Source organism: Microbispora sp. H10949 (assembly GCF_014161435.1).
Classification (GTDB): Bacteria; Actinomycetota; Actinomycetes; order Streptosporangiales; family Streptosporangiaceae; genus Microbispora; species Microbispora triticiradicis.
This window is the reverse complement of sequence record NZ_JABBWZ010000006.1, coordinates 56,365-74,550: the sequence shown is the minus strand read 5'-3', so window position 1 is coordinate 74,550 and position 18,186 is coordinate 56,365. Positions and strand designations below refer to the sequence as shown.

Here is an 18,186-nt window from a genome sequence, read left to right as displayed (position 1 = left end):
CGCGCATGGGCGAAAACGCCGGGCCGCGACGCGCGCGTCACCCGGACAGCGAACGCCGCGCCGGACGACCGCTTACGCGGCGGGCGGCGCGGGACGCTCACTACCCCTGGACGCCGAGCCGCTCCAGGATCAGCTCACGGGCGCGGCCCGCGTCCGCCTTGCCGCGGCTGGCCTTCATCACGCCGCCGACCAGCGCGCCCACGGCCGCGATCTTCCCGCCGCGCACCTTCTCCGCCGCGTCGGCGTTGTCCGCGAGCACCTGATCGATGATCGACATGAGCTCGCCCTCGTCGCTGACGACCTGGAGCCCGCGCTTGTCCACGACCTCGTCCGGGCCGCCCTCACCGGCCAGCACGCCCTCCAGCACCTGACGGGCCAGCTTGTCGTTGAGCGCGCCGGAGGCGACCAGTTCCGTCACCCGGGCGACCTGCGCCGGGGTGATCGGCAGGTCGGCGAGGGTCGTCGCCGACTCGTTGGCCCGCCGGGCCAGCTCGCCCATCCACCACTTGCGGGCGTCGGCGGCCGGGGCTCCGGCGGCCACGGTCGCCTCGACCAGGTCGATCGCGTCGGCGTTGTGCATGGCGGCCATGTCCAGGTCGGACACGCCCCACTCGTCCTGCAGCCTCCTGCGCCGGGCCGACGGAAGCTCGGGCAGCGCGGCCTTGAGCGACTCGACCCAGGCCGGGTCGGGCGCCATCGGCAGCAGGTCGGGCTCGGGGAAGTAGCGGTAGTCCTGCGCCTCCTCCTTCGACCGCCCGGAGGTCGTCTGCCCGGTGTCCTCGTGGAAGTGGCGGGTCTCCTGCACGATCCGGCCGCCCGCGGCGAGGACGCCCGCCTGGCGCTCGATCTCGCCGCGCACCGCGCGCTCGACGCTGCGCAGCGAGTTGACGTTCTTGGTCTCCGTACGGGTGCCCCACTCGGACGCGCCGCGCGGCATCAGCGAGACGTTCACGTCGCAGCGCAGCGAGCCCTGCTCCATCCGCACGTCCGACACGCCGAGCGAGCGCATCAGCTCGCGCAGCTCGGTCACGTACGCACGGGCGACCTCGGGGGCGAGCCGGTCGGTGCCCGCGATGGGCTTGGTCACGATCTCGACGAGCGGGATGCCGGCGCGGTTGTAGTCGACGATCGAGTAGTCGGCGCCGTGGATGCGCCCGGTCGCACCGCCGACATGGGTGGACTTGCCGGTGTCCTCCTCCAGGTGCACCCGCTCGATCTCCACGCGGACGGTCCTGCCGTCCACCTCGACGTCGAGGTAGCCGTCGACGCACAGCGGCTCGTCGTACTGGCTGATCTGGTAGTTCTTCGGCATGTCCGGATAGAAGTAGTTCTTCCGGGCGAACCTGCACCACGTCGCGATGGTGCAGTTCAGCGCGAGGCCGATCCTGATCGTCGACTCGATCGCCTGCTCGTTGGCCGTCGGCAGCGAGCCGGGCAGCGCCAGGCACACCGGGCAGACCTGCGTGTTCGGCGGTGCTCCGAAGGCCGTCGGACAGCCGCAGAACATCTTCGACGCGGTGCCCAGTTCGACGTGCGTCTCCAGCCCCAGCACCGGCTCGAAGCGCTCCAGCGCCTCGTCGTACGGCATGAGCGTCTCAGTGCTGCTCACAGGTAACCAAGTCCCTTCAATGCGTTTCTCGCGTCGACGACCCACTCCGCGTACGCGGGCACCTTCGCGAGGGTTGCGAGGTCGATGTTTCTGGCGATGTATTCGAAGTAGTCGCGTACCGGCTTCCCACGACGGGGAGCCACCTCGGCGAGCACCTTCTTGGGATCGGCGATCCTCTCGACGTCCCGGGGCCGGGCGGGCATCCGTCCGTGGTCGCTCCCGCTCAACCGGCGCCACACGCCGGCGTCCGCCAGGAGCCACGCCTCCGTCTCCTGGACGGGCACCAGCGCGATCACCGGCGTGGACAGGCCCGAGTCGCGCACGACCCGCTCCGCCTTGTCCCGCTCTCTGTGATCGTTGTGCACGAAGAGCAGATGACAGTCGCCCGCCAACTCGCGGAGTGCACCCGCCGTCCGGTCGTGGTCGTAGATCGATCGGCCGGAGCCGATCTCGGTGCTCTCCACGTCGACGGCGCAGCGAGAGGACTGGACGGTGATCTCACGGAGCTGCCGCGAGATCACGACGCCGAGGAAGACCTCGTCGGTCTCCCCCTCGGCGACGAGTCCGGGCACGAGCGGCCTGCTCATGGCACCTCGCCCACCGCGCTCAGATACTTGCGCACCTGACGGGGAGAGACGAACGTGCCGGGCTCTCCCTCCGACCGCACCGGCTTGGCCACCGTGACCCGCGAGATCCTGTCGTTCTCGGGATCGACGCGTACGGCGGTGTCGAGGAACACCAGCGCGTCCGGCCTGAGGCGGTACAGCTCCGAGACGACAACGGGTGAATGCGTGGTGAGGATCACCTGCCGCAGTGGCCGGTTGACGCACTCCGGGTCGTCGAGGTCGGTGACCCTCTCCTGGATCCTGCGGAGCAGTTCCGCCAGGCGGCTGGGATGCAGGCCGTTCTCGATCTCCTCGATGAGCAGCACCCCGGCATGGTCAGGGTCGTGCAGTGCGGCCAGCAGCGCGATGACCCGGAGCGTGCCGTCCGAGAGCAGCGTGCTCGGCACGCTGCCCTGGCCGTCCACGAGCACGTCGAACGTCCACTCCTGGTAACGGTCGTCCAGCAGAGGCTGTATCCCGGCGATGTCCGGGATGAGCGCCACGAGATCCACCAGGAGTTCCTCGATGGCACCGTGCGCCGCGAGCCTGCCGAGGACGGTGGCCAGGTTCCCGCCACCAGATTCCAGTGGCCCGTCAGACACCGCCGAAGACCGGGAACGCAGGTTCTTCGGATCCGGCTGATGCAGGCGCCAGTTGCTCAGTTCCCCGTACAGCAAGCGCCGAAGGCGGGGGCTACCGACCTGCTCCTCCATGAGCTTTTGCACCGCCTGCCCCAGGACCTCCAGCCCCTTTTGCCGCTGTTCGATCACCCAATGGGGCAGTCCGGTGACGCTGGCACTGGGGTTGAAGCGGAAGCTGGTCTCTCGCGGCACCCCGTCTTCCCCCAGCTCGGCTCCGCTCCCGAGTACCTGCGTGAGGACGGTGTCTCCCAACTGCTGAAGGGCGTGAACGGTGATCTCGAAGCAGTTGGTGGCCGGCCCCTTGCCGACCCGGTGGAACAGCTCGTGCGGCCGGCCCCGGCGGGACGTCAACGCCTCCTCGTCACCCCAGCCGGCACTGCGCACGTAGCCCAGCGCGTCGAGAAGGTTGGACTTGCCGCTGGAGTTGGGGCCGACGAGGGCGAGGAACGGCGGGATGTCGAGCTGGAAGTCCAGGAAGGACTTGAAGCCGTCGATCTCGATGCGGGTGATCATGCCGCCGTTCCCCTCCCCTCGGCGGTCAGAGCGCGGGCGCGCGGGACAGCAGCGGGCCGCCCCACCGGCTCTCGAAGGCCTTCTCCACGGCCGCGCCGACGCGGTAGCAGCGGTCGTCGGCGAGGACCGGGGCCATGACCTGGAGCCCGACCGGAAGGCCGTCCTCGTCCGCCAGGCCGCACGGCACCGAGATCGCGGCGTTTCCGGCCAGGTTGGTCGGGATCGTGCACAGGTCGGCGAGGTACATCGCCATCGGGTCGTCGGCCCGCTCCCCGATCGGGAACGCGGTGGTCGGCGTGGTCGGCGAGACCAGCGCGTCCACCTGCTGGAAGGCCGCCTCGAAGTCACGCATGATCAGCGTGCGGACCTTCTGCGCCTGCCCGTAGTAGGCGTCGTAGTAGCCCGACGACAGGGCGTACGTGCCGAGCATGATGCGCCGCTTGACCTCGGGTCCGAAGCCGGCCGCGCGGGTGAGCGCCATGACCTCCTCGGCGCTGCGGGTGCCGTCGTCGCCGACGCGCAGGCCGTACCGCATGGCGTCGAAGCGGGCCAGGTTGGACGAGCACTCCGACGGCGCGATGAGGTAGTACGCGGGCAGCGCGTAGGAGAACGCCGGGCAGGAGACCTCGACGACCTTGGCCCCGAGCGACTCCAGCAGGTCAACGGCCTCGTGGAAGCGGGCGAGCACGCCGGGCTGGTAGCCCTCCCCGGCGAACTCCTTGACCACGCCGATCCGCATGCCCGCCACGTCGGCCTGCCGCGCGGCCTCCACCACCGGCGGCACCGGCGCGTCGACGGAGGTCGAGTCGAGCGGGTCGTGGCCGGAGAACGCCTCGTGCAGCAGCGCCGCGTCGAGCACGGTGCGGGCGAACGGCCCGGGCGTGTCGAGCGAGGACGCGAACGCGATCAGGCCGTAGCGGGACGAGCCGCCGTACGTCGGCTTCATGCCGACGATGCCGGTCACCGCGGCCGGCTGGCGGATCGAGCCGCCGGTGTCGGTGCCGGTGGAGAGCGGCGCCTCGTAGGCGGAAACAGCGGCCGACGAGCCACCCGACGAACCGCCCGGGATCCGGGACAGGTCCCACGGGTTGTGCGTCGGCCCGTACGCCGAGTTCTCCGTGGACGACCCCATGGCGAACTCGTCGAGGTTCGTCTTGCCCAGGATCACCAGCCCGGCCGCGCGCAGCCGGCCGGTCACGGTCGCGTCGTACGGCGGGCGCCAGCCTTCGAGGATCTTCGAACCGGCCGTCGTCGGCATGTCGGCCGTGGTGAACACGTCCTTGTGCGCGATGGGCACCCCGGCCAGCGGGCCGGGGTTCTCGCCCCCGGCCAGGCGCTCGTCCACCTGGCGGGCTTGGGCCAGCGTCGACTCGGCGTCGACGTGCAGGAAGGAGTTGACGCGGCCGTCGACCTCGGCGATCCGGTCGAGGTGGGCCTGGGCGACCTCGACGGCGCTGACCTCGCGGGCGGCGATGAGCGCGCCCAGTTCGGCGGCGGTCTTCCGGATCAAACTCATTCTTCCTCCCCGAGGATCCGCGGCACGCGGAACCGGTCGTCCTCCACCGCGGGCGCGCCGGACAGGGCTCCCTCGGGTGTCAGACCCGGCCGTACGGCGTCGGGACGGAAGACGTTGGTCAGCGGCAGCGCGTGCGAGGACGGCGGGATGTCGCCGGCCGCCACCTCCGAGACGCGGGCGACGGCGCCGACGATCTGGTCGAGCTGGGCGGCGAAGTGGTCGAGCTCGTCGTCGGCCAGTGCCAGCCGGGACAGCCGGGCGAGGTGAGCGACCTCATCGCGGGTTATGGCGGACATGAGTCGTCGAACCCGTTTCATGATGGAGATTGGACCCACCCATCCTAGGGCTCGCCGCCGAGCGCGGCCGACCCGGCGACGCCGCGTCACACGGTCTTAATACGAGCTTTCCCACCCCGAGGCGGGGAACCCGGCGGCCCACGGCGATTCAGTGCGAGGCGAGCCGGGTGTCACCCGCGGAGCCCAGGGCGGCGCCGAGCCGGTCGCGCAGCCAGGTGGTGGCATCGGCGGCGGACATGGGTTTGGCCAGCCACCACCCCTGCCCCGCGTGGCAGCCCATCTCCCGCAGCGACTCCGCGATCTCGGGCGACTCGACGCCCTCGGCGACCGACCTCAGCCCGAGGGACCGGACGAGGTCGATGATCGAGCGGACGATCCGCTCGTCGTCCCCCGGCTCCCCCAGCCGCCGTACGAACGACGCGTCGATCTTGACCTCGGAGACCGGGAGCCGCTGGAGCCGGACCAGGGAGGAGTAGCCGGTGCCGAAGTCGTCCAGCGAGAGCTGGACGCCGAGCCCGGCCAGCGTGCGGATGGCCTCGGCGCTGTAGGCCTGGTCGGTCATCAGGATGCGCTCGGTGACCTCCAGCCGGATGGCCTCCGGCGGCAGGTCCAGCTTCTCCAGCCCCGCCTCAAGCTGCTCGGGCAGGCCCGAGTCGAGCAGGTCGCGGGCCGACACGTTCACCGAGACCGGCACGTCCAGGCCCGCGTGCCACCAGCGCGCCGCCTGCCGCAGCGCCTTCCCGATCACGTGCTGGGTGAGCTCGCGCATGAGGTACGACTGCTCGGCCAGCGGGATGAACTCGGCGGGCGAGATCGGCCCGCGCACCGGGTGCCACCAGCGCAGCAGCGCCTCGACACCCTCGACCCTGCCGTCCTCCAGGCTCACCTTGGGCTGATAGTGGAGCTCCAGCTCGTCGGCGTCGATGGCCCGCCGCAGGTCACCGAGCAGGCTCAGCCGCTCGGGCGAGTTGCGGTCCTTGCCCGGCAGGTAGAACTCGACGCCGGTGCGGCCCTCCTTGGCGAGGTACATCGCGACGTCGGAGCGCTGCATCAGCAGCTCGAAGTCCGGGGCATGGTCGGGATAGAGCGCGATGCCGACCGACGCGTCGAGGTCGAACGTCATGCCCTCAAGGCGTACCGGCTCGGTCAGCGCGACCCGCAGCCGCGAGGCGACCTCCCTGGCCGCCTGCGCGTCCCTGATGGACGGGAGCAGCACCGCGAACTCGTCCCCGCCGAGACGGGCGACCACGTCGCCCGGCCGTACGCTGTGGGTGAGCCGGTGGGCCACGATCTGCAGCAGCCGGTCGCCGACCGGATGGCCGAGCGTGTCGTTGACCTCCTTGAAGCGGTCGAGGTCGAGCAGCAGCAGCCCCACCCGCTCGTGCGCGCGCGCCTCGGCCAGCGCCTCCTCCGTGCGTACGATCAGGATCTTTCGGTTCGGCAGGCCGGTGAGCCCGTCGTGCGTCGCCTGGTGGTCGCGGCGGAGCGAAAGCGTCGCGGTCCAATGGACGGCGGCCAGCGGCGCGACGAACAGCGGGACCAGCGCGGGTGAATGCGCCATCACCACCACGACCAGCGGCGCGAGGCCGAGCAGCGTCCCGTAGACGAGCGCCTGCGGGCCGATCGAGGCCTTCATCACCCGGAGCAGGGGGCGGCGCTCGTGCAGCGCCACCGCCTGGCAGACCAGGACGGCGCGGACCACGAAGTACGCCGCGGCGGCCAGCGCGATGGCGGGGATGTCCATGCCGTCGGGCGTCCACGGCGAGCGCGGCCCCGGGTGCGCGCCGAACGCGGCCAGGGCGCCGGCCGCGGCCGTGCAGGCGAGGGTCACCTGGGCGAGGTTGAACAGCACCCGGTGCCAGGCCCTGCGGTGCACCAGCCCGCTGACCACCACGGCGACCGCCTGCATCAGCGCCGCCGTCGGCAGGCCCTGGTACATGAGCACGGCGAAGGTGAACATCGTGGAGGTCGGCGTGCCCCCGACCAGCGTCGAGGAGCTGAACATGATCGGACGCAGCTCGCCGAGGACCACGAGGACGGTCAGCATCCAGAACAACGGGGTGCGCGCGGCCTCGGCCAGCGGGCCGGCGCCCAGCCCGAACTCGGCGATGGCGAGCGCGGAGACGCCGGCGGCGCTGACCACCGTGAGGTACGCCCATAAAGGCGATCCGGGGCGTGGTCCGGTGTCCCGGGTGTCGACGGGCGCACTCAGTTCGCCCAGGTCGGCGGCCGGGAGGAGAACGCGTGGCACCCCGGTGAGCGGCATGAGACCGCGTGAAAGCGTCATAGGTAAGAAACCCCCCAAGAGGTCACTATCGGAGGGTACGGCCTGTGGGCCACTTCGCGAAACCGGTTGGGCACACTGAGTTACCATGATTTCCGGAGAAATCACGGCACGGCTGGACTCGTGGTGAAAGTTTCAAGTGATCCACGCGCCCATTCCCCCGCCCGCCTGCGCCTATTAGGTTGATCGTCCAGCCGAACTCACATCGGCCCTTCTTGGACCCCCGTCCCGGTCCCTACGATCCGAGGGAACTGTGGGAGCGCTCCCACATTACCGGACGGAGTAATTCCATGTCTCGCAGAAGGCCCTTGACGGCGGCCATTCTCGCTGCGGCCACCACGGCCGCGGTGGGAGCGGCCGTTGTGACCTCCACCGCGGCCCAGGCCGCCGACTCCGTTTTCTACGTGGATCCGACGACCAGCGCCGCGAAGTGGGTCGCCGCCAACCCCAATGACAGCAAGACCGCGGTGATCCGGGACCGCATCGCCGCCGTCCCGCAGGGCCGCTGGTTCGCCAGCTACAACCCCTCCGCGGTGCGCAGCCAGGTCGACGCCTACGTGGGCGCGGCGGCGGCGGCCGGCAAGATCCCGATCATGGTGGTCTACGAGATGCCGAACCGCGACTGCGGCGGCGCGAGCGCGGGTGGCGCTCCCGACCACGCGTCGTACCGCGCCTGGATCGACCAGGTCGCCGCGGGCCTCGGCGGGCGTCCGGCCTACATCATCCTGGAGCCCGACGCGCTGGCGATCATGCCGAACTGCATGAACTCCTCGCAGCAGGCCGAGGTCCAGGCCTCCATGGCGTACGCCGGCAAGAAGTTCAAGGCCACCTCCTCGCAGGTCAAGGTCTACTTCGACGCGGGCAACGAGGCCTGGGTGGGCGCCTCCGACATGGCCAACCGCCTGCGGGGCGCCGACATCGCCAACAGCGCGGACGGCATCTCGCTCAACGTCTCCAACTACCGGTCCACCTCCCCCACGGTCTCCTACGCCAAGAACGTCATCGGGGCCACCGGCCTGTCCTGGCTGAAGGCCGTGATCGACACCAGCCGCAACGGCAACGGCCCGGTCGGCAGCGAGTGGTGTGACCCGGCCGGCCGCGCCACCGGCACCTGGAGCACCACCAACACCGGCGACTCGGCGATCGCCGCGTACCTGTGGGTCAAGCCTCCGGGCGAGTCCGACGGCTGCATCGCCCCGGCCGGTCAGTTCGTCCCGCAGCGGGCGTACGACCTGGCGATCGCCGCCCCGTACACCCCGCCGCAGTCCCCGTCGGCCTCGCCGACGCGGTCCCCGTCTCAGTCGCCGTCGCCCTCCCCGACTCCCTCCCCCTCTCCGTCCACTTCGCCCACCCGGTCGCCCTCCGCCTCGCCTTCGGCGTCGCCGACCTTCACCGGCGACAAGGGCTGCACGGCGGTCTACAAGGTCGTCAGCGCGTGGGGCGGCGGTTTCCAGGGTGAGGTCGCCGTGACCAACGCGGGCTCCTCGGCGATCAGCAACTGGACGGTCAAGTGGAACATGCCCGGCGGGCAGTCCATCACCCAGTCGTGGAACGCCAACCTGACCGGCACCACCAGCATCACGGCCTCGAACCTGAACTGGAACGGGAACCTCGCCCCGGGTGCCAGCACCACGTTCGGCTTCCTCGCCAACTCCAGCGGAACCCCCTCCACTCCCAACCCGCTGAGCTGCACCGCTTCCTGATCCCCGCGTGAAACCAGGCGTGCCGTACGGTCCTCCCCAGCCGTACGGCACGCCTTCGCTTTACCCACCGGCACTCACATTGGGTGATCGATCGACAGCGAAGCGTTTAGGATGTGTTGCAACTACCGTCACTACTCCCCCAGTAGGTGCTCATGGGTGACGACGCCCTGTGCGAAGAGCAGGCAAGCCGGCGCGACGCGATCGACGGCAAAGTGGTCGAGCTGCGCCCCTTCAGGCGGCGAGGGAGTGACCCGATCCGGCTGCAGATCGGAGAGCGCCCCTGGCGGCCTACTTCCGACACCCGTGTGGTCGAGATCTACGAGGAATGCGACCCGCCCACGGCGGGACTGATCGAACAGGACGGCAGGCTCTACGTTTTCGACTGCATCGACGGTCGCGGGTCGAAAGTCAGCTTCTGGGCCTACACCCAGGTCGACGCGATCGAGGTGAGCCGCCTCCAGAACGCCGCGGGTGACGACCTCATCCGCCTGCTGGACGGGCTCTTCGCCGACAGACCCTCCATGGCCGCCCTCGCCTTCGACAACCTCATCGAGTCAAGCGCCCCCATCAACTCCTGAACATAAGACGACCCCCACAGGCGAGCAGATGAATGACGACCTCAGCGATGAGGACTGGGTCACACAGTATGGAACGATCCACAAGCCGATCGAAGGTACACCGTTCAAACGGTGTCCCTCGGCCCACGAAGTTCCACGCGAGCTTTCCCTCCTCAGTGGCAAGAAGACGCCAGACGAAGCAGCGATGGCGGTGAACCATCGACGCGCTCAAGGAGCGATCCCGGGAGAGGGCGTACGCTATGCGCTGGTCGGCAAGCTGCGAGCTGCCGGTTTTCGGGTATGGGCCAGTCCAACGAGGCGTATACCGGGGCATGTCTCCGTAGCACTGGTAGACGACGCCCGGCTGTGGACCAATGATGAGAGGGACAGGTTCGACGCCTGCTTCGAGTCGACAAGCTGGAAGGAAGGCATCCTGTGAGCGACCTGATCAAGCTGGGTATCGGAGAACGCCCTTGGGTGCCTACCCTCGACTCGAAGATGATCGAGGTCTTCGACCGTCTCAACATGCCTACCGCCGGCCTGATCAGGCAGAACCACAAGCTCTTCGTGTTCGACTGCCTTGAAGGCCACGCCATGGAAGGCAACGTGTGGGTGTATGCCCACGTTGACGCAACCGAGGCGCAGAAGATCCAGGAAGCCCAGGGTGAAGACTTCACTCGCCTGCTCGATCAAGCGTTCACTGGCAAGCAGATCATGGCGGCTCTCGCCATCAACGCGCGACTTCGTTCGGGCGCTCCCGTCGAAGGTGAGACGATCCGGCGCCTGGGGCTGCTGAAAGCGGTATTCGACCAGCTCTCGATGGGCCTCGACATCGCGAGCGAGACCAAGAACGCGATGGCGCAGTTGGTCGACTGCTGACAACGGCTCCCTCAGGCAGCCGTCGGTCAACGGCGCGCCCCGATCCGCACAGGACGGGGGGCGCTGTTTCGCTGCTCTGCGGACACCGGCTCAGGAGGCACCTGGACCGCACAAAGTAAGGTCGCATCTACGTTAGATCGGTTCTACGTATATCCGGGACGACCTAGTCGGCAGCCACCTCTCGGTAATTGAGGCGATGCAGTCCTACGGGCGCGGCCGTCTCCCGGTCGGGTGTCGACGACAACCTGCCGCTCGCCGCGCACTGGGGCCCCGAAGAGCTGCTGGCCGCCTGGCCGTGACGGCCCGGGGCCGGCCGTCTTGGCAGCCCTAGACCTCGCGCACCACTGATCGGACTCGCGGCGAATACCGGATGCGGGCGCCGGCGACTCGGGTGCAGACACTGTTGACTCCGGGTGCGGACACTGGGGCGCGTGGGGGAGCCCTCCGGGGTCAGTCCTCGGGGGTGACGGCGGCGGCGCGGGCGGCGTCCGGGCCCTCACGGAGGAGCGTGTGGAAACCCTCCTCGTTGAGGATGGGAACGCCGGCCTTGACCGCCTTGTCGTACTTCGAGCCGGGGTTGTCCCCCACCACCAGGAAGCCGGTCTTCTTTGACACCGACGAGGTGACCTTGCCGCCCTGGGCGGCGATGGCCTCGCTCGCCTCGTCGCGGCTGAAGTCCGCGAGCGTGCCGGTGACGACGAACGTCAGCCCCTCAAGAGGGCGCGGTCCCTCGTCGGCCGCCGACTCGTCGGCCATCCGGACTCCGGCGGCCCGCCATCTCTCGATGATCTCCCGATGCCAGTCGACCTCGAACCATTCCTTGATCGTGGCGGCGACCCTCGGGCCGATGCCCTCCACCGCCGCGAGCTCCTCCTCCGACGCCTTGGCGATGGCGTCGATCGAACGGAACTCGTCCGCCAGCGCGCGGGCCGTCGGCGGCCCGATGTGCCGGATCGTCAGCGCCACGAGCACCCGCCACAACGGCTGGTCCTTCTTCTCCTCCAGTTGCTGGAGGATCAGCTCCGCGTGCTTGCTCGGCTCGCCGGACATATTGGCGAAGAACGAGACCACCTTCGGCTCGCCGGTCTCCGGATCGGTCTTCGGCAGACCCGTGTCGGCGTCGCGGACCACGGACCTGATCGGCAGCAGCTTGTCGATCGTCAGGTCGAACAGGTCGGCCTCGGTGCGGACCGGCGGCTCCTGCGGCGGCAGCGGCTGGGTCAGCGCGGTCGCGGCCACATAGCCCAGCCCGTCGATGTCGAACGCGTTGCGCCCGGCCGCGAAGAAGATCCGCTCACGGAGTTGCGCGGGGCACGAGTGGGCGTTCGGGCAGCGCAGGTCGGCATCGCCCTCCCGCTCGTAGGCCAGCGCGGTGCCGCACTCCGGGCAGTGTGTGGGCATGACGAACTCCCGCTCGCCGCCCTGCCGCAGGTCGACGACCGGACCGACGATCTCGGGGATGACGTCGCCCGCCTTGCGCAGCACCACGGTGTCGCCGATGAGCACGCCCTTGCGCGCCACCTCCGAGGCGTTGTGCAGCGTCGCCCGCTCTACGGTCGACCCCGCCACCACCACCGGCTTCATCACGCCGAACGGCGTGACCCGGCCCGTCCTGCCCACACCGACCTGGATGTCGAGGAGCTTCGTGGTGACCTCCTCGGGCGGGTACTTGAACGCGATCGCCCAGCGAGGCGCCCTGCTGGTCGATCCGAGCTGCCGCTGCACGGGAATCCGGTCGATCTTGACGACCACCCCGTCGATCTCGTATTCGGGATCGTGCCGGTGCTCGTTGTAGTGGGCGACGAACCCGCGGATCTCGTCGAGGCTCTCCACGACCCTGTAGCGGTCGCTGACGGGGAGGCCGAGGTCGCGCAGCCGCTCGTAGACCGCCGACTGGGTGCCCGGCAGCGGCCCGCCGCCCTCCCACTTGCCCACGCCGTGGACGATCATCCGGAGCGGCCGCTGCGCGGTGACGCGCGGGTCCTTCTGCCGCAGCGAGCCCGCGGCCGAGTTGCGCGGGTTGGCGAACGGCGGCTTGCCCGCGTCCATGAGCTGCTCGTTCAGCTTCTTGAAGCCCTCGACCGGCAGGAAGACCTCGCCGCGAACCTCCAGCAGGTCGGGTACGTCGTCCCCGGTCAGGCGGTCGGGCACGTCGCCGAGCGTGCGGACGTTCGGGGTGATGTCGTCGCCGGTACGCCCGTCGCCCCGGGTCGCGCCGCGCACCAGGCGGCCCTTCTCGTACACGAGCGCCACGGCCAGGCCGTCGATCTTCAGCTCGCACAGGTAGGGCCCGGGGTCGGCCTCGATGAGCCGTTCCGCCCTGGCCTGCCAGGCGGCGAGGTCGGCGTCGTCGAAGGCGTTGTCGAGGCTCTCCATGCGCTGGAGATGGGTGACGGGGGCGAACTCGGTGGAGATCGGCGCTCCCACGTTCTGCGTGGGCGAGTCGGGCGTCCGCAGGTCGGGATGCCTCTCCTCCAGCGCGAGGATCTCCCGCATCCAGCCGTCGTACTCGGCGTCGCTCACCGTGGGCGAGTCGAGCACGTAGTAGCGCCAGTTGGCGTCCTGAAGCAGCTCCGCGAGCTCGGCGTGCCGCTCCCGCGCCTCGCTCGGCGCGCTCTGCGCACCTCCCGAGCCCTCCGCGCTCTCCGCGACTTGCCCGCTCTGCGACGTTCCCGAGCTCTCCGCGCTCCCCGCGAGCTCGCCCGTCACATCCCCGAACTCGTCCACGATGTCGTCGAGCCCGTCCGCCCTGTCGGTCACGTCGCCCGTCTCCCCTCGTCAACGACCCAGGCCAACCGTATCTCCGGCGGCCGACAGAACGCGAAGGACGGGGGCGGGAGCCGCGCCGAGGACGAGGAACGGCTCCCGCCGGACCACTCCGCGAGGGGACCGCTCCAGACCGCGCGGCCCCTCGTTTTCAGGAGCGATCGAGAATTACGGTAGACCGCTTGCAGCCCACTTTCATTCCTTTTTGTCCGGGTCAACTCGGGCCGGTCAGGGTGGATGGAGGGGGACCGGCCCGAGAGCTCAGCCGCCCTGGGTCCAGACCCGTTCCCAGCGCGAGCAACGGCCGGTGACGCGGGTCGCGGTGCCCCGGCAGACCCTGGCCTTGGCGAGCAGCATGTATCCGGCGTTCACCTTGAAGGCGCGCGGAGTGGACTGCGAGCAGTTGCGGAAGGTCGCGGTGCGGTACCTGCCGTGGTCGGTCAGCCACTTGATCGTCACCCACGAGCAGGTCCTGGCCCCGCCCGCGTCGTAGAGGTCACCGGCGACACGCAGGCCGGACGACGTCGACCGGACCGATCCGCTCGCCCAGCCCTTGTAGTCGGAGGACGCCGTCGGCCCCCACTTCCAGGTCTCCGCGGCGGAAACGGCGGAAGCGGTGGAAGCGGCCGTGGCTGACGTGGCGGCCGTGGCCGACGTGGCTGCCGTGGCGGCCGAGGCCGGAGCGGCGGCGAGCCCCACGGACAGGGCGGCGGACAGGCCGGTGGCGGCGAGAGGGAGCAGAAGGCGCGCGGCGCTTCGCATGGGTCTTTCTCCTGACGGGTGAACTTCCAGCACGTCAAGAGATAGGCCCCGGGGCTTGTGAATCACTTGGGAACGGGCTGGGAGATCGCTTGGATCACCCTGGCGCCCCCACTCGCCCCTCTTACTCGCCGGGGTCCTCGCGCAGGACCCGGGCCGCCTCCCGGCACCGGGCCAGCGCCGCCCTGGCGTACGCGGGCGAGGCCCCGGCCAGGCCACAGGCGGGGGTGAGCACGACCTGCTCGGCGAGCCGGGTGGGCGGGAAGCCGAGGCGCCGCCACAGCTCCACCGCCGGCCGCGCCACCACGCCGACGTCCGCCAGCCGGGTGTCCGTGCCGGGCACGACGCCGAGCAGCAGCGCGAGGCCCTTCTCGATCGTCTCGCCCAGTTCGTCCTCGTCCCTGCGTCGCAGCAGCCCCGCGTCCACCGAGACGCCGCGCGCGCCCGACGTACGGATCACCTCGTACGGCACGCCCGGCGCGCAGCAGTGGACGACGGGGAACGCGGGCGCGAGCGCGGACAGCACGGTCCGCAGCCGCTCGGCCGCGACGGGCGACTCGACGGCGGGCAGCCGCCCGAAGCCGGACGCGGTCGGCACCGTGCCCGCCAGCACGCCGGGCAGCCCCGGCTCGTCGATCTGGACGACGAGGTCCGCTCCCGGGACCCGCCGCCGGACCTCCGCCACGTGCTGCGCCAGTCCCTCGGCCAGTGACTCGGTCAGGTCGCGTACGGCTCCGGCGTCGGCGAGCACCTTGTCGCCGTACCTGAGCTCGATCGCCCCGGCGAGCGTCCACGGGCCACACGCCTGGATCTTGAACGGCCCCCGGTAGCCCTGGGTCACCTCCTCCAAGCCGTCGAGGTCGCGGGTGAGATGGTCCCTGGCCCGCTTGAAATCCCGGCCCGGGCGGTCGGAGAGCCGCCAGCCGGACGGCTGCACCTCGACGGGCAGCTCGACCAGCAGCGACGCCGTACGGCCGATCATGTCCGCGCCGACTCCGCGGGCGGGCAACTCGGGCAGATACGGCATCGGCAGCTCGCCGAACGCGGTGCGCAACGCCTCAAGATGGTCCTCGCCCGGGTAGGACCCCACCCCGGTGGCCGTGGCCTCGCTCCACGGGTACTCGCTCACGGTCACTAGCTTAGAGACATGAAACTCACCAAACTCGGTCACGCGTGCTGGCGGCTGGAGAAGGACGGGCGGACGCTCGTCATCGACCCCGGCACATTCAGCGGCCCGGGGCTTCTCGACGGCGCGGACGCGGTGCTGATCACCCACGAGCACTTCGACCACGTGGACGCGGGCCTGCTCGCGAACGCGAGCCCCGACCTGGAGGTCTTCACCTGCCGGGCCGTCGCCGACCAGCTCGGCGACATCCCGGCGAAGGTCCAGGTCGTCACCCACGGGGACGGCTTCGACACGGCGGGCTTCCACGTCAGCGCGATCGGCGAGTGGCACGCGCTCAACCTGCCCGACGTCCCGCCGGTGGAGAACATCGGCTTCTTCGTGGACGACGAGGTGTTCTACCCCGGCGACGCCCTCACGCCGCCGGGACGCGAGGTCCCGACGCTGCTCGTGCCGACCAGCGCGCCATGGCTCAAGGCCGCCGAGATGCTGCTCTACCTGCGGTACGTCCGTCCCGCGCGGGCGTACTCGACCCATGACGGCATCGTCAACGACATCGGCGCGACGCTGATCGACAACTGGCTCGGCATGGAGGCCGGCCGGCAGAAGGCCGACTTCCGCCGCATCCCGGTCGGCGAGAGCGTGGAGGTCTGACCTCAGACGGCCGAGGCGATCGTGGCGGAGCCGAGGACGGCGTCCCCGTCGTAGAGGACGGCCCCCTGGCCCGCCGCGACGCCGGTGGCCGGACGGTCCAGCTCGATGTGCAGCTCGCCGCCGGACAGTTGGGCGCGGCAGTCGTACACCTCGCCGTGCGCGCGTAGCTGCACCCGGCACGTGATCGGCTCGTACGGCTCCGGCAGCGGCCCGTTCCACACCGGGCGCTCGCCCACGACGGCGCGCACCTCCAGCGAGGCGCGCGGCCCGACGGTGACCGTGTTGGACACCGGCTCGATCGACAGCACGTAGCGCGGCCTGCCGTCGGCGGCGGGCCGGTCGACGCGCAGGCCCTTGCGCTGCCCGATCGTGAAGCCGTACGCCCCCTGGTGGCTGCCGACCACCTGGCCGGTGAGCGCGTCGACGATCGGCCCCTCGGCGGCGCCGAGCCGCTCGGCGAGGAACGCCCGGGTGTCGCCGTCGGCGATGAAGCAGATGTCGTGACTGTCCGGCTTGTCGGCCACGGTCAGCCCGCGCCGCGCGGCCTCCTCGCGCACCTCGGCCTTGGTCGAGCCGCCCAGCGGGAAGATCGCGTGCGCGAGCTGCTCACGGGTGAGCACGCCCAGCACGTACGACTGGTCCTTGGCGTCGTCGACGCTGCGCCGCAGCACGCCGTCCTCGAGCCGCGCGTGGTGGCCGGTGGCGACGGCGTCGAAGCCGAGCGCGAGCGCCCGGTCGAGCACCGCCTCGAACTTGATCTTCTCGTTGCAGCGCAGGCAGGGATTGGGGGTGCGCCCGGCGGCGTACTCCCCGACGAAGTCCTCGACCACGTCGCGGTGGAACCGTTCGGCCATGTCCCACACGTAGAAGGGGATGCCGATGACGTCGGCGGCGCGGCGCGCGTCGCGGGCGTCCTCAAGGGTGCAGCAGCCGCGCGCGCCGGTGCGGTAGGACTGCGGGTTGGACGACAGCGCCAGGTGGACGCCGGTCACGTCGTGCCCCGCCTCGGCGATCCGGGCGGCGGCCACCGCGGAGTCGACCCCGCCGGACATGGCGGCGAGGACGCGGAGCTTTCCCGTGGGCTTTGCTGTGGGAGCCATAACAGTTCGAGGTTACCGCCCGCGGGCGCGCGCCCGCGTTGGCATCGGGGCGGGCGGACTGGGAGGATGCGGGGTCATGCGACTGTTCGGGCGCGAGAGCGAGTCCGCCGACCCCGCCGAGGCCATCGCCGCGTTCTGGGCCTGGTGGGAACAGGCCCGTCCGGGGATCGACGCGCACGTGGAGGCGGAGGATCCCGAGGCCCTGGCCGAGGCCATCGGCCCGGCCGTCGCCGCGCTGCACCCGTCCCTCGTCTGGGAGGTCGTGCCCGGGCGTCTCGCCGTGCACGCGCTGGTCGTCAGCGCGTCGGGCGATCCGGAGCTGCGGCCGTTCGCCCACCGCTGGGCCCTGGCCGCGCCGCCGGTCGACGCGATGTGGGAGTTCCACCCGTCCCGGCAGGCGAACCCGCAGGCCGCGAACCTCACGGTCGGCGTCGCCGGGCGGGAGTTCGGGCTCGACCGGCTGGTGGTGGCGCTGCGCGTGCCGCCCGGCACGCCGCGCGTGGACGTCACCGCCTTTCACCCCATATTTCCGGACATCGATGACGACGCCCGGATGGAGGCGGCCCTCACCGCCCTCGACTGGCTGCTGGGCGAGGACGAGGTGGCCCGCTGGGTCGGCGAGATCCGGGCCGCCGAGTTCGAGCCGATCGACGCCCTCCCGGCGATCCACCTGCCCTCGGTCGTCGCCGACGTGGCGGAGGGGTTCAAGGAGGAGCAGTGGGCGCTGCTGGAGGGCCACACCTCCACCGGCGCCCGCCTCACCGCCGCGGCCCGCTATCCCCTGCGCCCTGTCGACTTCCCGCTGTTCGACCAGCACATCGCCGTCACGCTGCCGTACGAGCACGCGGACGCGGACGGGCAGCCCGCCGGGGCCTCCCTGGACGCGCTGCGCGAGTTCGAGGAGCGGCTGACCGGACGGCTGGCCGCGCACGGCTCGGCCGTGCTGGCGGCCCACCTGAGCGCCGACCACACCCGGACGCTGCATCTCTACGCCGACCCCTCCGGGAACGTGCCGCCGGTGATCGAGGAGGTCGCGGCCGGCTGGAAGGAGGGACCCGCCCGGATCGAGACGGCCGAGGATCCCTCCTGGAGCGCGGTCGCCCCCTTCCTGACCTGAACCGGCTTCCTGCCTCGAACCAGAAATTCAGTGCGTTTCATGACATACGGGACGGGCACGCCGC

General features: G+C 70.7%; 16 protein-coding genes. 6 read left to right on the top strand and 10 right to left on the bottom strand.

The genetic code is table 11. The annotated features are described in order from the left end of the window. Window positions 1–100: 100 nt before the first annotated feature. The 6 genes from gatB to HHX40_RS16785 all read right to left on the bottom strand — a co-directional run bounded on the left by gatB (window position 101) and on the right by HHX40_RS16785 (window position 7,392). Window positions 101–1,609 carry an Asp-tRNA(Asn)/Glu-tRNA(Gln) amidotransferase subunit GatB gene (gene gatB / locus HHX40_RS16810; protein ID WP_262367341.1) on the bottom strand — a complete coding sequence of 503 codons (1,509 nt, stop codon included), beginning with the start codon at window positions 1,607–1,609 and terminating at the stop codon, window positions 101–103. After that, window positions 1,606–2,196, bottom strand: coding sequence for a DUF4276 family protein (locus HHX40_RS16805; protein ID WP_182881358.1), 591 nt, complete (start codon window positions 2,194–2,196; stop codon window positions 1,606–1,608). Before HHX40_RS16805 ends, gatB begins: the two co-directional genes overlap by 4 nt. Next, window positions 2,193–3,368, bottom strand: a complete 1,176-nt coding sequence (locus HHX40_RS16800; RefSeq protein ID WP_182881357.1) for an AAA family ATPase — start codon at window positions 3,366–3,368, stop codon at window positions 2,193–2,195. The genes HHX40_RS16805 and HHX40_RS16800 overlap by 4 nt, the downstream gene beginning before the upstream one ends. 25 nt (window positions 3,369–3,393) lie before the next feature. Further along, entirely contained in the window at window positions 3,394–4,884 is a 1,491-nt protein-coding gene (gene gatA / locus HHX40_RS16795; RefSeq protein WP_182881356.1) for an Asp-tRNA(Asn)/Glu-tRNA(Gln) amidotransferase subunit GatA, read from the bottom strand. Further along, window positions 4,881–5,180: an Asp-tRNA(Asn)/Glu-tRNA(Gln) amidotransferase subunit GatC gene (gene gatC, locus HHX40_RS16790; RefSeq protein WP_111698808.1), complete on the bottom strand. Its 300-nt coding sequence runs from the start codon at window positions 5,178–5,180 to the stop codon at window positions 4,881–4,883. Before gatC ends, gatA begins: the two co-directional genes overlap by 4 nt. Window positions 5,181–5,328: 148 nt before the next feature. Further along, window positions 5,329–7,392 (bottom strand): putative bifunctional diguanylate cyclase/phosphodiesterase, encoded by a 2,064-nt coding sequence (locus tag HHX40_RS16785; protein WP_396775866.1) that lies wholly within the window; start codon window positions 7,390–7,392, stop codon window positions 5,329–5,331. A 362-nt stretch (window positions 7,393–7,754) separates the two neighbouring features. Here HHX40_RS16785 and HHX40_RS16780 point away from each other — a divergent pair, with 362 nt between their 5' ends. From HHX40_RS16780 to HHX40_RS16765, 4 genes are all read left to right on the top strand, one after another. Beyond that, entirely contained in the window at window positions 7,755–9,167 is a 1,413-nt protein-coding gene (locus HHX40_RS16780; RefSeq protein ID WP_182881354.1) for a glycoside hydrolase family 6 protein, read from the top strand. A 152-nt stretch (window positions 9,168–9,319) separates the two neighbouring features. After that, window positions 9,320–9,745, top strand: a complete 426-nt coding sequence (locus tag HHX40_RS16775; RefSeq protein ID WP_182875356.1) for a hypothetical protein — start codon at window positions 9,320–9,322, stop codon at window positions 9,743–9,745. Window positions 9,746–9,773: 28 nt separating this feature from the next. Further along, a complete protein-coding gene (locus tag HHX40_RS16770) occupies window positions 9,774–10,163 on the top strand; it encodes a hypothetical protein (protein WP_182881353.1) in 390 nt (129 codons plus the stop codon). Then, window positions 10,160–10,603: a hypothetical protein gene (locus tag HHX40_RS16765; RefSeq protein WP_182881352.1), complete on the top strand. Its 444-nt coding sequence runs from the start codon at window positions 10,160–10,162 to the stop codon at window positions 10,601–10,603. Before HHX40_RS16770 ends, HHX40_RS16765 begins: the two co-directional genes overlap by 4 nt. 450 nt (window positions 10,604–11,053) lie before the next feature. Here HHX40_RS16765 and ligA read toward each other — a convergent pair whose 3' ends face one another. The 3 genes from ligA to HHX40_RS16750 all read right to left on the bottom strand — a co-directional run bounded on the left by ligA (window position 11,054) and on the right by HHX40_RS16750 (window position 15,257). Beyond that, on the bottom strand, window positions 11,054–13,363 hold the full coding sequence (ligA, locus tag HHX40_RS16760) for an NAD-dependent DNA ligase LigA (RefSeq protein WP_310738142.1): 2,310 nt from the start codon (window positions 13,361–13,363) through the stop codon (window positions 11,054–11,056). A gap of 267 nt (window positions 13,364–13,630) precedes the next feature. Further along, a complete protein-coding gene (locus HHX40_RS16755; protein ID WP_182881351.1) occupies window positions 13,631–14,131 on the bottom strand; it encodes a hypothetical protein in 501 nt (166 codons plus the stop codon). A 121-nt stretch (window positions 14,132–14,252) separates the two neighbouring features. After that, a complete protein-coding gene (locus tag HHX40_RS16750; protein ID WP_182881350.1) occupies window positions 14,253–15,257 on the bottom strand; it encodes a methionine synthase in 1,005 nt (334 codons plus the stop codon). 18 nt (window positions 15,258–15,275) lie between these two features. Between HHX40_RS16750 and HHX40_RS16745 the strand changes: the two genes are divergently transcribed. Continuing rightward, window positions 15,276–15,905: an MBL fold metallo-hydrolase gene (locus HHX40_RS16745; RefSeq protein ID WP_182881349.1), complete on the top strand. Its 630-nt coding sequence runs from the start codon at window positions 15,276–15,278 to the stop codon at window positions 15,903–15,905. 2 nt (window positions 15,906–15,907) lie between these two features. On the opposite strand, the gene mnmA is transcribed toward HHX40_RS16745, so the two are convergent. After that, window positions 15,908–17,005, bottom strand: coding sequence for a tRNA 2-thiouridine(34) synthase MnmA (gene mnmA / locus HHX40_RS16740; RefSeq protein WP_259402541.1), 1,098 nt, complete (start codon window positions 17,003–17,005; stop codon window positions 15,908–15,910). 76 nt (window positions 17,006–17,081) lie between these two features. Here mnmA and HHX40_RS16735 point away from each other — a divergent pair, with 76 nt between their 5' ends. Continuing rightward, complete coding sequence (locus tag HHX40_RS16735) at window positions 17,082–18,122, top strand: DUF695 domain-containing protein (RefSeq protein ID WP_182881348.1); 1,041 nt, start codon at window positions 17,082–17,084, stop codon at window positions 18,120–18,122. Window positions 18,123–18,186: the final 64 nt, after the last annotated feature.

Bases quoted from the DNA above. Each gene is read 5' to 3' on its own strand.
- HHX40_RS16805 (WP_182881358.1), bottom strand. From the start codon at position 2,196: ATGAGCAGGCCGCTCGTGCCCGGACTCGTCGCCGAGGGGGAGACCGAC.
- HHX40_RS16800 (WP_182881357.1), bottom strand. From the start codon at position 3,368: ATGATCACCCGCATCGAGATCGACGGCTTCAAGTCCTTCCTGGACTTC.
- gatA (WP_182881356.1), bottom strand. From the start codon at position 4,884: ATGAGTTTGATCCGGAAGACCGCCGCCGAACTGGGCGCGCTCATCGCC.
- gatC (WP_111698808.1), bottom strand. From the start codon at position 5,180: ATGTCCGCCATAACCCGCGATGAGGTCGCTCACCTCGCCCGGCTGTCC.
- HHX40_RS16780 (WP_182881354.1), top strand. From the start codon at position 7,755: ATGTCTCGCAGAAGGCCCTTGACGGCGGCCATTCTCGCTGCGGCCACC.
- HHX40_RS16775 (WP_182875356.1), top strand. From the start codon at position 9,320: ATGGGTGACGACGCCCTGTGCGAAGAGCAGGCAAGCCGGCGCGACGCG.
- HHX40_RS16770 (WP_182881353.1), top strand. From the start codon at position 9,774: ATGAATGACGACCTCAGCGATGAGGACTGGGTCACACAGTATGGAACG.
- HHX40_RS16755 (WP_182881351.1), bottom strand. From the start codon at position 14,131: ATGCGAAGCGCCGCGCGCCTTCTGCTCCCTCTCGCCGCCACCGGCCTG.
- HHX40_RS16745 (WP_182881349.1), top strand. From the start codon at position 15,276: ATGAAACTCACCAAACTCGGTCACGCGTGCTGGCGGCTGGAGAAGGAC.
- mnmA (WP_259402541.1), bottom strand. From the start codon at position 17,005: ATGGCTCCCACAGCAAAGCCCACGGGAAAGCTCCGCGTCCTCGCCGCC.
- HHX40_RS16735 (WP_182881348.1), top strand. From the start codon at position 17,082: ATGCGACTGTTCGGGCGCGAGAGCGAGTCCGCCGACCCCGCCGAGGCC.